Source organism: Cohnella massiliensis, from assembly GCF_900169535.1.
Taxonomy (GTDB): domain Bacteria; phylum Bacillota; class Bacilli; order Paenibacillales; family Paenibacillaceae; genus Cohnella; species Cohnella algarum.
Genome location: NZ_LT821259.1, coordinates 424,831 through 438,487, shown reverse-complemented (window position 1 = coordinate 438,487; position 13,657 = coordinate 424,831). Strand labels below are relative to the sequence as shown.

Genomic DNA, 13,657 nt, shown 5'->3' with positions numbered 1-13,657 from the left:
ATTTCGAACGCCAGTTGATTTCATCTTAGCAGAAATAGAAGTCAAAACAATAGACAATGTGCACAAAGGTAACATAATTAATTGTTTGAATTGCACAAGCCCATATTTTGTTGCATAATTCTCTAAAGACAAACCTTTTTTTATGTAATTTTATTTAACATAAATTCGTTCCGGAGGGGATCGCATGCAGCTTCAAGAACTGCTCAAGCTGCCGGTTTATCGCGGCGCCCGCCTGCTCGCCGGCAAAGGCGGCGCGGCGCGGCAGGTCAAATCGGTCAACATGATGGATGCGCCCGATATCATTGGCTTTCTCAAGCCGAATGATCTGCTGCTCACGACAGGGTACGCCATGCGCGACAAGCCGGAGGAGCTGGCCGGACTGATCCGGCAGATGGCCGAAAACGGCTGCGCCGGCCTCGGCATCAAGCTCAAGCGGTTTTTGCACGAAATCCCGCAGAGCGCGTTGGACCTGGCCGACGAGCTGGACTTTCCGCTGATCGAGCTCGCGCTCGAGCCTTCCCTCGGCGAGCTGCTTCAAGCCTCGCTGAGCCGCATGATGGAAAAGCACAACGAAGAGCTGCACTACGCGATCGATCTGCACCGCGATTTTTCCCGGATGATCATGCAAGGTCACGGAATCGCCGCCGTCATCCAGGCGCTGTCGCGCGTCGTCGAAGGCACCGCCCTGCTGATGAATCACCGCTGCGAGACGATATTCGGCTCGGGGCCGCTTCCCGATGCCGTATTCGGGCAGCTGCGGGAGCAATCGCGCCGCATGCTGGCCGGGCAGCCGGACTCGGACGCCGAAACGGTCGGCTTGCGTTTGCCGGCAGACGAAACCGAAGAAGGGCCGGAAGCTTTTTTTTACCGGATCCGGCTGCCGCAGCAAACGTATTTCATGGTTTTGGTCAATGCGGCGCGAATGGACGGGTCGCCGCTGCCCAGCCTCGCCGTCGAACAGGCCGCCAACGTGATCGGGTTCGAGCTGATGAAGCAGCAGGCCGTGCGCGAACGCACCCGCCGGTTCAAAAACGAATATTTCGATAATTTGGTGGAAGGCCGATTCGGTTCGGCCGCGGAAATTTTGCATTCGGGGAAGCGCTACGGACTGCAGGATCGGGTCCCGTATTTGTGCGTCGCCGCCCAAACGGACCCGGGCACGGGGGAAGCCGACGACAGCCAGTTCCAAAAACGGGACTACATTTACGAGCGATTGAAAACGATGCTGTCCGAGCGCAAGCGGAAGTTCGTCATGTTCAACAAAAAGGAACGGTACGTATTGCTGGTGGAGTGGGAGCGGCAGCCGGCTTCCGGGGTCGCCCTTTTGTCCCGCGAATTGGCCGAGCTTCAGGAAAGCCTGTTTTCGGCGGACCGCGTTTCGCTGTCGTTCGGCATCGGCAACCCGGCGGAGCAGCTGACGCAAATTCCGGGCGCTTTCAAAGAAGCGGCAAACGCGCTTGAGCTCGGTTACCGGGGGAGGCAAACGAGATTCGTGCAAATTTATCGGGCAAAAGAGGTCGCCGGGCTGCTCGGCATGATCCCGAAAGAAGCGCGGCGCGACTTTGTGGCGGAATCTTTCCGGCCGCTTGCGAACGTGGAGCCGGGCGAGCGCGAGGAATTGCTGAACACCGCCCGGGCGTTTCTCGAAACGCAGGGCCAGATCGCCGAAACCGCGAAGCGGCTGTACATTCACCGGAACACGGTCGCCTACCGCATGGCCAAGTTCGAGAAGCTGACCGGGCGCAGCTTGCGGGATCCGAACGATTCGCTGCGGCTTCGGCTCGCTTTTTTGCTTCGGGAGCTGCAGTAGGCTTCCAGCTGCAACGGCGAAACCGCCCCCTCAAACGACGAAGCTGTCCCCGTCGGCTTGAAAGCCGGTTCGGGGACAGCCGGCCTGTCCTATCCTTTGATCGAGCCGAGCATGGCTCCCTTGGCGAAATGCTTTTGCAAAAACGGGTATACCAGCAAAATCGGCAGCGTCGCGACGACGATGACGGCCATTTTGACCGATTGCTCCGGAGGCGGCACCGCGGAATCGAGATTCGAGCTGTAGTCCATGCCGCTCGCCAGCACGACGATTTGGCGCAGCAGCACCTGAATCGGCCACATTTCGCTTTTGTTCAAATACAAAATGGCGTTCATATACGTGTTCCAGTACGTGACCGCGTAAAAAAGCGAAATGGTCGCGATCGCCGGCATGGACAGCGGCAGCACGATCCGGAACAAAATGCCGAAATCGTGGCAGCCGTCGATTTTCGCCGATTCCTCCAGCCCCTCGGGAATGTTCTGGAAAAAGTTTTTGAGAATGATCATGTTGAACGCGGTAATCGCCGACGGCAAAATGAGCGCGGCGTACGTATCGATCAGCCCCAGCTCCTTGACGACGAGAAACGTCGGAATCATCCCGCCGCTGAACAGCATCGTAAAGACGACGAGAAACATCAGGCCTCCCCGGCCGTCCAGGTCCCGCCGCGACAGGCCGTACGCCATGAGCGACGTGATCAGCATGCTGAACAGCGTTCCGACCAGCGTGACGCCGATCGATACGGCCATCGCGCGAAAAATCGTCGGCGTCGAGAAAATGAAGCGGTACGCTTCCGTGCTCCAGACGGTCGGCACGAGAATGAACTTCTTCGCGGCGATTTCCGCGTTCGTCGTAAACGAGCCCGCCACGACATGGACGAACGGAAGCACCGTCACGAGCGCGATGACGGCAAGCAGCGCGAAATTCACGATCGAGAACAGGCGCCCGCCAAACGTTCGGTCTTCTACCATGAGCAGCCTCTCCTTCGCTTTTAGTAAATGCCTTCTTCTCCGAATCTTTTGGCCAGGCGGTTCGCGACCATGACCAGCACGAGGCCGACCGCCGATTTGAAAAATCCGACCGCGGCGCTGTAGCTGAACTGCATTTGCCTCAAGCCGGCGGTATAGACGTACGTATCGATAATTTCAGCGACATTGCGGTTCATCGAGTTGAGCAGCAGGTACACATGTTCGAACCCGAGCTCCAGCACGTCGCCAATTTTCAAGATCAAAAGGACGACAATGACGCTCCGGATCGCCGGCAGCGTAATATGCCAAATCTGCCGCAGCCGTCCGGCGCCGTCCATCCGGGCCGCCTCGTACAGCTGGGGATCGATCGAGGCGATGGCCGCCAAATAGATGATCGTCCCCCACCCCGCCTCGCGCCAGATAACCTGGACGATATACGTGGGCCGGAACCATTCGGGGCTGAGCAGGAAGTTGATTTTGGGCAGCCCCAGCATGACAAGCAGCTCGTTGATAATCCCGCCGTCCATCGTCAGCATGACGTAGCCGATCGAAACGATAATGACCCATGACATGAAATGGGGCAAATAAACGAGCGATTGGAAAAACTTTTTGAAAAACGCGGTCCGCACTTCGTTCAGCATGAGCGCGAGAATGATCGGCACCGGGAAATAAAAGACGAGGTTCATGCCGAACAAAATAAGCGTATTGGATAAAATCTGCCAGAAATCCGGCATCGTGAACAGGCGCTCGAAATGCTCGAAGCCTACCCATTCGCTGCCCAAAATGCCTTTGAACGGCTTGTAATCCTGAAACGAAATGACGAGCCCGAACATCGGGACGTATTTGAAAATCAGAAAATAAAGCAAGCCCGGCAAAATCATGACGTAAATCCAGCGGTTTCTCCACATGCGTTTTTTCCGCTCGCTCTTGGTGCGCTCCCTGAGAGCGGCCTGCGAGCGGACAGCCATTTCCTCCATAACTCCACATCCTTAGAAGAGGTCGGTCAGCGCGAGAGGCATCTCCTTCGCGGAAAGCTTTCCCGTTCGAAAGCTCCGCGAAGGAGATGCCGGGTCGGATCATCGGGTGCTGGTCGCCGTTACTGCCTGGCGGCGTTGAATTCCTCGATGATGTTGTCCCCGCCGTCTTTTTTCCATCTTTCGATCGCTTTATCGAAGCCGGCCTTGTCGATTTGCCCGTAAATGTACTGATACGTCGCATCCGTCATAATCTGCTGCAGCTCCACGCCTTTCTCGGCATAGGTGGCCGAATCGAGCGCGGCCGTCGGGTCCTTGACGCCGATTTTCTCGTTTTCGACGATGAGCTGTTCGGCATGAATCCGCCCCGGCAGCTCGTTCAGGCTTTCGTACATGCCGTTCGTCGCGGCCTCGCCGATGACGCTGTCCTTGTAGCCTTTGACTTCGCGTTCCACGAGCTCCTTGTCGTCGGAAACCTTCGCTTTGCCGTCGACGACCGTGTAGTGGACGCCTTCGATGCCCCAGTACATGAGATTCGCCACTTCCGGCGTCATCATTTTGTCGAAGAAGGCCAAAATCTTTTTCAGCTCCGCTTCGTCCTTGACGGCCGTTTTCGGGAACAAAATGACGTTGTTGTAGCCCGGAATCATCCATTGGCGAAGCTCGCCGTCGGGACCGGCCACCATGCTGTGCACGTCCAGGACGGCTTCCGGCACGTTTTTGATAAGATCCTTGTTCAGCGAGTCGATATCCTGCATCGAGCCGCCGATATAGATGCCGGCTTTGCCGCTCGTGAACATTTTGACCGCGTCGGTTTTGCTCGTCGCCGCGAAGTCCTGGTTCATGTAGCCGCCGTCGCGCAGCTTTTTGAAGAAGTCCATCGTCTCGACGTACTGCGGGAACATGAACTCCGGCAGCAGCTTGCCGTCCTGCTCGCCCCAGTAGTTCGGCGTGCCGAACCAGGCCGAAACCGTCTTGAACGCGCCGTAGACGAGTTCGTTGCGGTCGACGATGCCGATCGTGTCCGCCTGGCCGTTGCCGTCGGGATCTTTTTCCGTAAACGCTTTCGCCATTTCGAACAGCTCGTCGACGTTTGCCGGCGGCTGGATGCCGAGTTTGTCCGCCCAGTCCTTGCGGTAAATGATGCCCTGGCGCGCCAGCGGGCGGCCGATGTACAGCGAGTACAGCTTGCCTTCGACCTTCGTATTGTCCAAAATTTCCGGCTTCAGCTTGCTCAGGTTCGGAAACTCCGACAGGTAAGGCCCGATTTCCCAGAACTGGCCGTCCTTGATCGCTTCCCTCATGAGCAGGAACGTCGTGGAGTTTTTCAAATACGTGACCTGCGGCAGCGTTCCGGTGGCGAACGACGAGTTCAATTTCTCTTCGTAAGTGTCCGCCGGGAAAAATTGATACGTCAGCTTGGTGTTCGTGAGCTTTTCGACTTCGGTTTTGATGCGGTCGGGCGGCGTCTCCGCCGTGTTGAGCGGCAGCATGATCGTAATTTCGGTCGGCTTTTCGTCCGCCGGCGCTTCCGCGCTTGCGCTCGGGCTCGCGCCGGAAGGCGCCGCTCCGCCGGATGCGGACGGCGACGCGTTATTGCTTCCCCCGGTGGCGCACGCCCCGAGCAGCATGGCAAGCGCGGTCGCCGTGCAAAGCGCGAGCGATAAAGGCTTTCTGTTCATGTTTCGTAGACCTCCATCTTTTTTTGAAATTGGATTTCCGGTCCTGCACCTTGAACACTACACCCCGGCGAACGGTTGCGTATACAATCCTTTGCTCAGGTCGAGCCGTCCGGCCGGCCCGCGTGAAAAAATGATTATTCTCGGCCAAAATGACACCCGGACCGCTCTCGAATCGTCAACGAAATGAAAAAGACGGCCGCCCGGAATGCATCCGGATGACCGTCCGATGGTTCGCCGCACCGTTGTTTGGCCCCGCTCGCCATTCGTTTCCGCGATTCGCCGTTCATTTCGCCGAGCCGAAATAGCCTTGCGTAAACTCCTTAATAATTTGATCGCCTCCGTTTTGCTTCCAGCGCTCGATTTCCTTTTTGAACCCCGCCTCGTCCAGCTGGCCCAAGATATAATTGTAAGTCGCGTCTGATATGATTTTGTTCAGCTCCGCATTTCGCTCGTCGTACGTGACGGACTCCAGGCTGACCGTCGGATCGCGAACGATGAACTTCTCGTTGTCCGAGGTAAGCCGCTCCGCGATTTCCGTCAGCGACTCCTGCTCCTTGATTTTCATCAGATTCGGGTTGCTCATATCCGCGATCATCAGCGTATACAGGGCATTCACTTCCATGACGCGAAGCCGCGTGCTTTCCTGCGGCAGCACCACGAACTCTCCGTCTTTGACATAGTGGCGGCCCTCGTGGCCGTACTTCATCAAGTTCGCGACATCCGCGTCCATCGTCCGGTCGAAAAAGCCAAGAATCCGCTTCAGCTCCTCCTCCGTTTTGATCGCCTTTTTGGAAAACAAATACAAGCCGTTATAATTCGGAATCGACCATATGCGATAACCGTGGGGCCCTTCGATCCGGTTGACGACCGTAAATCGGGCGTCCGGATTGACGAGCGCCGCTTCGTCCGACAGCCGCTGAACGTCGGTCATGCTGCCGATGTAAACGCCCGCCTTGCCGCGAATGAGCAGGTCGCGCTGCTTCTCTTTGCTGGTCACGGCGAAGTCGGGATTGACGATGCCTTCCGAATAAAGCCTTTTCATAAAATTCATCGTTTCCATGTAGGCTTGCGTTTTGAACTCCGGGACAAGCCGACGGTTCTCCACGCCCCAATTGTTGGGCGCGCCGAAGTAGGAGCTGAGCGTCTTGAACGCGCCGAATACGAGATCGTTGCGATCGGTAAGACCGTACGTGTCGTTTATGCCGTTGCCGTCCGGATCGTCCTGCGCAAACCTGCGCATCACCTCGTACAGCTCGTCGATCGTGCCCGGCTCCTTGAGCCCCAGCTTCTCCAGCCAGTCGGCGCGGAGAATGACGCCTTGCCGCGAGGAAGGCCGTTCCGTATACAGGCCGTAAATTTTCCCGTCCAATGCGGTCTGCTTCAAAATCGATTCGTCCAGCCGCCGTAGATTCGGATATTCGTCGAGATAAGGCCCGATTTCCCAAAACGCGCCCGACCGGATCGCCGTTTTCATGAACATGTAATCGGTATGCTTGACGAACGTCGCTTTTTTGAGCGTATTCGTCGTCAGCGCCGTATTCATTTTGTCCGTGTAAATGCCGTCCGGCACCCATTCGATTTCCAGCTTCGTTCCGGTTCCGTCCTCGATTTCGGCGAGCAGCGATTCGGAAGGCGTTTGCGGAAAATGGAGCGGGGCCATCACCGTCAACACCGGCCGTTCTTCCGCGAGCGGCTTCGTCCCGGCCGGCGCCGCCATCGCGCACGACGCGAGCAAAGCGCCGATCGGCAGCAAAATCGCCATTTTCCGTAGCTTGATCATCCAGGTTTCCTCCCCCGATTCCTTGAAAAACGCGCGAAAACAACGAAATGATTATCGCCTGATCAGATGATTGTTGTTCCGTTCCGGCCGACTGGCTACAATGGAACTATCACTTATTCGAGATAAGGTGTTGGCTGCCGATGCGCTCTACCAGTTTTCTGACCAAGCTTACCGTATTCGGGTTTCTGCTGAGCACGCTACCCGTGCTGTTCATCGGCTTGTTCTCGTATGCCACCTCGTCCCGGGAAATTCAAAGTCACGTCAACAAAGGGAAAATACAGCTATTAATTCAAATTAATGCCAATGTAGAGCAAATTCTTGTCACTGTCAACCACACGCTGAACCAGGTGCTGAACTCGACCGTGCTCAAACGCGCGATGGGCAACCCGCTTTCTGTAAACGATTTCACGCTCTATGATAACCTAAGAAACGAACTTCGTCACATGCAATCTTTCGATACGCGGCTGGAGGACGTCGTGCTCATCAACCGGGATTACAACTGGATGGTCAAAAATTCCGGGCTCTACCGGTTTGACGAGTATGCCCATTATGACGAAATCGACGAATTGGTCGACTCTTCCGGAGACAGCGCCTGGATGCTGAACCCTTCCGATTGGTTTTACAGCGAGGAAAACGCGGGCAGCGCGCCATGCCGATACAGCATCAGTCTGGCGAAGAAGCTTCCGGTCAACGGATTGGATAAAAGCGGGCTCGCGCTCGCCAACATTCCGGCCTGCGCTCTTCAGGATTTCTTGAGCGGAAACGCGGAGCGGGACGACCGGCTCATGGTCGTCGGCGAGGACGGCCGGCTGCTGCTGCACCCGGATCCGGAGCTGATCGGGCAGCCGCTGGAAGCCGCCGGATTGGCCGAAACGGACAAATTCTCGGGAGACAGCGGCCAGTTCCGCGCGGATATCGATCAGCAGCCTTACTCGGTTACTTATTACCGCTCCCCATATAACAATTGGACTTATGTCTCGTTCACGTCGATCGGCAGCCTGACCAAGGAATCGGACAAAATCGGCATGTACACGCTGCTGGTCTGCTTATTCATGCTGCTGTTCATGCTCTCGCTGGCCTGGATCGGCTCCCGCCGGATGTACTCTCCCGTTCAACAGCTTATGCTGCAGTTGGACGCGGGCGCGGCGACCGGCCGGAAAAACCGGAGCGACGAATTCCAGGTGATCGGCGAGCGGGTGCGCCATTTGTTCCAGTCCAAATCGAGGCTGGAGCAAGAGGTGCACCGGCATATCCGCCAGGTGTCCGCCTTTTATTTAATGAAAGCGTACCAAGGCGGCGGCAAGCCGAGCGAACTGGAGGATCAGCTCGAACGTTTCGGCTACGGCGAGCGCATCCGCGACTGGGAACTGAAGGCGGTGCTTACTCTCCAGATCGATTCGCTCGAATCGACCGGCTACGAAAAGCGCGACGCGGAGCTGCTCCTGTTCGCCATCCAAAATATGATCGAGGAAATCATCCCCGCCGAACGCCGCCTGGCCCCGGTTACCGTCGAGCATACGGTCGTGCTGACCGTCGGCGGCCGCGCGGGGGACCGGACGTATCTCGCGGAATCGGCGGAAGCTTCGCGTTCGCCGGAATCGGCAGCATCTTCGGCATCTGCTGAATCTGCGGAATCGGTGGAAGCGGCGGCATCTTCGGCATCTCCGGCATCGGCGGGAGCGGCGGAATTTTCGAAAACGGCCCACTCGGCCTCATTTAAAGAGGAAATCATCGCGCTGACCGAGGAATTGCAGAAAAAAATCGCCGACTACTTGCGTCTGACCGTCAGCATTGGCATCAGCCTGCCTTTCCGGAGGCTCGAGGATCTGTCCAACGCGTATCGCGAAGGACTGGAGGCGCTTCGCCAAAGACTCAAGCTGGGCGGCGGCATCATCGTGCAATACGAGCACCTGAACGCGGGCAAGCACGTCCTTAGCTTGCATTACCCGCACCAGCTCGAAAACGAGCTGATCGAAGCCGTCAAGCTGGCGGACAAAGACCGGGCGAAGGAGCTTCTGCACCAGTTTCTCGTGCCCGTTTTCGCCTCCGAAACGTCGCCTCGGGAGTGCCAGATCCCGCTTACCCGACTATTGAACAATCTGCTCGTCGTCATGCAGGAATCGGGCATTGCCGTTAGCGTCATTCACCCGGAGCGGAGCACGCTGTACGAGGATCTTCTGGAGCTGAACACGTCCGCCGAAATCGAGGAATGGTTTTGGTCGTGCGTCGTGCATCCGATGCTCCGCATTTTCCGTGACCGGCAGGAAGCGCAGTACGCCAACATTTCCGAAAAAATCATCGATCTCGTCCATCGCTACTACGATACCGATTTGACGCTGGAGGAATGCGCCGCGAGGCTCCACTACAATCCAAATTACCTGAGCAGCGTATTTCGCAAGGAAACGGGACGGTCGTTCAGCGAATATTTGACCGCCTACCGGTTTCAAACGGCCAAAAAATGGCTCGCCGAAACCGACATCCCGATCAAAGACATCGCGGCCAAATTGCGCTACAACAATTCCCAAAACTTCATTCGCTCCTTCCGCAAACAGGAAGGCATTACCCCCGGCCAGTTCCGCGAATCCCGGGGCGGGCGAGCGCTGTAGCGGCGTTTGGCTGCGGGTTCCCGTTGCCTCTGTGCTTCTTCGCTCCCCGTCTCTACGGTTTCTCGGCTCCGAGCCTCACCGCCTCCCCCGCGTTTCCCCGGTTCCCGGTCTCACCGTCTCCCCCGCGTTTCCCCGGTTCCCTGCGATTCCCGGCTCCCTGTGATTCCCAGCCCCCTGCGATGGGCTCCCCAGCTTTCCTGCTCCCTCAGCTTCCCTGGCCCTCTAGAACCCTCGAGTCGTCTAATCTTAAATTTCTTTCCCTTATTACGATATCCCGTCGGCTCAGATGCTCCGAAAGCCAATCTCCCGTTCTAACTCCCTATTTACGGTATCCCCTTCGCTCAGATAATTCGGCTTCTCCTTTGCTCTTCGTAACCGGCCCGATTCTTGTCCATGCGCGAGAAATTCGAGAAGTTTTGAATGACTTTTATTGGCATTTATTATTGAAATAAGAACATTTGTTTGGTAAAATTGAATCAGAAAAAACAATCCCGTTGCCGAATCGGAGGAATGCGCCGTGATCGAGCTGATGTCCTTTGAGGAGTTTTGCGAGTTGGTTCGCGATGAAAGCCACTGTATCCGGATCTTGTTTCAGGCAAAATGGCCCCATGGCTTCCGCTGTCCTCGCTGCGCGCATCCTCACGCTTCCGTCACTTCCACCCGCCGGCTTCCTTTATACGACTGCCGCGCTTGCGGCAAGCAAACATCGCTTACGGTCGGCACGATTATGGAGGGCAGCCGCACGCCGCTTCGGCTCTGGTTTCAGGCTCTTTTTCTGCATGCCCAGCCCGACGATATCAATGCCGTGCAATTGTCCGAACGGATCGGCGTTACCTATAAAACAAGCTGGCTCATGTGCCACAAAATTCGTCATGCCATGCGGCAAGCGGAGGACGGACAGCTGCTCACCGGCACCGTCTGCATGATCAACGCGATATACAGCGAAAAATTCCGCGCCTCCGCAGAAGGGCACAAGCAGGAACAGCCCGTGATCGTCGGCGCCAGCGTGGGCCTCTGCGAGGAGATGTCCCGGATCAAAATCAAAAAGCAGCCCAAAACGCCCCGCAGCCGGGCGCCCGAAATATCCGATCGGGATCGGTTCGAGGAGGAATGGGTAGACGAGGAGGCCGATGTCGATCTTCGTTGGCGCCTCATGCGCTATCGTTCCGGAAAGCTGAAGCGGATTTTCAAAACCGCCGAAAACTGGCTGGCGGACTTATTTCGCGGCATCGGCAGCAAGCATCTGCAGGCGTATCTGGAGCATTTTTGCTATTTGTGGAACCGGCAAGCGGGGATGATTTTCATCGAGCTGTTAATCGACTGCGCAACGCGATCCACCATCACCTATCCGGCTTTGACGGGGACGCCCGGCAAGAGCAAGCACGTTCGCTCGCTTGCCGCTATTCCTCCCGCCTACTTCCCATCTGCAAGTTGAGTTGAATTGAATGAAACTCTATTTGACGATTCTTGCCCACGATTCGGCCTATTTACGGGTCAGCTTCCTAATGATTTATTCTGATTTGATTCCATCCATGCGACGTTCGATGTTCATGCTGGTGCCGATTACCGTTTATGTCCGTTCCGGTTTCATGCCGCCGAATGTCTTTTATATGCCGCTACGGTTTTACGCCACCAATTGCTGCCAAGCCACTGCGATTCCACGCTATCGATTATCTTCTATAAACCATTCCGCTTTCATACCGTGGATTATCTTTTATAAGCCACTACGGTTCCACGCTGCCGATTGACCTTTCAGTTCCATGCCATGGATTATCATTTTCTATAAGCCATTACGGTCTCATGCTGCCGTTGCCCTTAACGGTTTCACACCCAATTACCTTCAAAAAGCTATTCCGATTCCATATTACAGCTAATTACCGTCTACGGTTGTTCCGTTTCTTTTGCGATTATCGGGTTTCTGCTTACCGTGGGGGGATTGCCTCAGGCACAATAATAACGCAGTTTCATTTCCTGAGCGAACGGGATTTCGTAACAAGCGGTTTTTTTCGGCAATGTGTCCTGGCGGGAATTTCGCGACTAGCGAATTCTTGTAATAGTTGGTCCTTGGCGGGATGATTGTGACTAGCGAATCTTTTGCGGCAATTTGTCCCGGGTGATGATTTTGTGACTAGCGAATCTTTTGCGGCAATTCGTTCTGGTGAGGGTGATCGTGACTAGCGAATTTTTGCGGTAAAATCGTTTTGGCGAACTTCTGAGTGAACGGGATACCGTCGTAAGGGGGAAAAAAGAGAAACATACCTCTCCGAGACCGGCCCCCCAAAAAAAGCCCGAAGCCCCCGCTCGGGGAACTTCAGGCTTTAACCCGTTTCAACCGTTTATTTGACTCCGAGCAAATCCAAATGCTTGCCGATATGCTTTTTGAGCGCATGGGCATAGTCTTCTTCCCGCTCGCTCAACGTTCGGAAAAACTCGTCGCGGAACAGGCTGGATCCGTCCTCCCGCTTGGCCTGCAACAGGATGCCGTACGTAATATGCAGAAGCTGGCGAGCGTCGTTTTCCTCCATGTATTTCGGCAATTCTTCGTCGGTAACTTCCTTCAGCGGCCGGATGTTGTCCAGATTTGTCGTGACATGATAATAAGCCGTCGCTTCTTCGAAATGCTCCAGAGCATATTGATGCATCTTGCGGTACAATGACGGGTTCGTTCGAGCGACGATCCGCACGGCTTCCAGCCAGTTCGTGCCTGCCGTCTTGACGTGGAAGCGGCCGTTCGTATATTTGCCGACAAGCGCGAACACGCTGAATTTGTCGCTGCCGGAGTGAATGCTCAGCTTGTAGCCGAAATGATCGGCAATCGCCGCGTGAACGGCCAGCTCCTGCTCAAATTGGGCGAGATCCCCGATATAGTCGATTCCTTTTTGGAATTCGCCGATGAACCGGGGAGCCATGCTGAAAATGTCGACGTTTTTGGCGTTCAGTTCCGAAGCGACGAGGAAGTGCGATCCGGGAGCCGTAGGCGTCAGCGTTTCATCGATCGAAATTTCGAAATCGACGGCGCGGTCGGCGGCTTTAATGTACTTTTCGTAAATAAAAACCATAAACTCGATCGCTTCATGGTACACGAGCACATCGCGTTTCAGCGTAGCGGCGTCGAAATGGATCGATTGCGAACCTGCCGTAAACGTTTTGTTCAAATAGTTGGACTCATAATGGGTGCGAACGGCCTCCGGCAAAGCTTCGTATTTGCGGTTGACTTCCGCTTCGTCCGCTTGGGCGGCCGCGTTGTCGATTTGTTCGGAGCAATCCAGCGTCAGCATCGTAAACCCTAGATCGAGCGACATGCGGATGTCTTCTTCTTTTTTCAAATGGTCCCCGTCCGCGCCGTAGCCTTCCGTATAGCCTTCCTGAAGCGCCGCATAAGCAGCCGCGTCGATGACCTGCTTATAATCGCGGCCGGTCAGGGCAAGCTCGCGAATGCTTTGCTGGGCCAGAATGGGATGGATCGCACGGCCTTTTACCGTTTGCAAATGACCCGGTCCGGCAATGCCAAGTCGGTCTCCAAGTCCGATCGTCGTGCTTTGCTTGCCGAACGCTTGCGGAACGGTAAACGGAAAAAACTTGTTAATGACCAGACGGTTGGCATGCGACAGCTCGCACAGCTTGACGCCGTTTGCCGTTTCGCCTTCAAGCTCGTCGAAAAGCTTGCCGCTTCCTTCGGCCAAAATGTATTTGCGATCGGCGGCCTTCACGATTTGCAGCTTGGTCCCTTCATGTTCGTGCTTGGAACGAGGATAAACATATGCATTTCCTGCCGCGACTTGTTCAATCACCGATTGAGCTCCCATATCCAACCTTCTCCTCTCATGATAACAACGTTGTTAT

9 protein-coding genes are annotated in these 13,657 nt (G+C 55.7%); 4 read left to right on the top strand and 5 right to left on the bottom strand.

The window, feature by feature from the left end:
* Positions 1-184: 184 nt before the first annotated feature.
* Positions 185-1,810: a PucR family transcriptional regulator gene (locus B7E11_RS15890; protein ID WP_080836369.1), complete on the top strand. Its 1,626-nt coding sequence runs from the start codon at positions 185-187 to the stop codon at positions 1,808-1,810.
* 89 nt (positions 1,811-1,899) lie between these two features.
* On the opposite strand, the gene B7E11_RS15885 is transcribed toward B7E11_RS15890, so the two are convergent.
* From B7E11_RS15885 to B7E11_RS15870, 4 genes are all read right to left on the bottom strand, one after another.
* Entirely contained in the window at positions 1,900-2,775 is an 876-nt protein-coding gene (locus B7E11_RS15885; protein ID WP_080836367.1) for a carbohydrate ABC transporter permease, read from the bottom strand.
* Between the two features lie 20 nt (positions 2,776-2,795).
* On the bottom strand, positions 2,796-3,740 hold the full coding sequence (locus B7E11_RS15880) for an ABC transporter permease (RefSeq protein ID WP_420830670.1): 945 nt from the start codon (positions 3,738-3,740) through the stop codon (positions 2,796-2,798).
* A 128-nt stretch (positions 3,741-3,868) separates the two neighbouring features.
* Positions 3,869-5,428 carry an extracellular solute-binding protein gene (locus B7E11_RS15875; protein WP_080836363.1) on the bottom strand — a complete coding sequence of 520 codons (1,560 nt, stop codon included), beginning with the start codon at positions 5,426-5,428 and terminating at the stop codon, positions 3,869-3,871.
* A 283-nt stretch (positions 5,429-5,711) separates the two neighbouring features.
* On the bottom strand, positions 5,712-7,208 hold the full coding sequence (locus B7E11_RS15870; RefSeq protein WP_080836361.1) for an extracellular solute-binding protein: 1,497 nt from the start codon (positions 7,206-7,208) through the stop codon (positions 5,712-5,714).
* Between the two features lie 140 nt (positions 7,209-7,348).
* Here B7E11_RS15870 and B7E11_RS30320 point away from each other — a divergent pair, with 140 nt between their 5' ends.
* The 3 genes from B7E11_RS30320 to B7E11_RS29045 all read left to right on the top strand — a co-directional run bounded on the left by B7E11_RS30320 (position 7,349) and on the right by B7E11_RS29045 (position 11,562).
* Positions 7,349-9,814 carry a helix-turn-helix domain-containing protein gene (locus tag B7E11_RS30320; protein WP_245809744.1) on the top strand — a complete coding sequence of 822 codons (2,466 nt, stop codon included), beginning with the start codon at positions 7,349-7,351 and terminating at the stop codon, positions 9,812-9,814.
* Positions 9,815-10,331: 517 nt separating this feature from the next.
* Positions 10,332-11,249, top strand: coding sequence for a transposase (locus B7E11_RS15855; protein WP_139787209.1), 918 nt, complete (start codon positions 10,332-10,334; stop codon positions 11,247-11,249).
* Positions 11,250-11,259: 10 nt separating this feature from the next.
* Positions 11,260-11,562: a hypothetical protein gene (locus B7E11_RS29045; protein ID WP_139787208.1), complete on the top strand. Its 303-nt coding sequence runs from the start codon at positions 11,260-11,262 to the stop codon at positions 11,560-11,562.
* Positions 11,563-12,150: 588 nt separating this feature from the next.
* On the opposite strand, the gene B7E11_RS15850 is transcribed toward B7E11_RS29045, so the two are convergent.
* Positions 12,151-13,620 carry a tagaturonate epimerase family protein gene (locus tag B7E11_RS15850; RefSeq protein WP_080836358.1) on the bottom strand — a complete coding sequence of 490 codons (1,470 nt, stop codon included), beginning with the start codon at positions 13,618-13,620 and terminating at the stop codon, positions 12,151-12,153.
* Positions 13,621-13,657 lie beyond the last annotated feature (37 nt).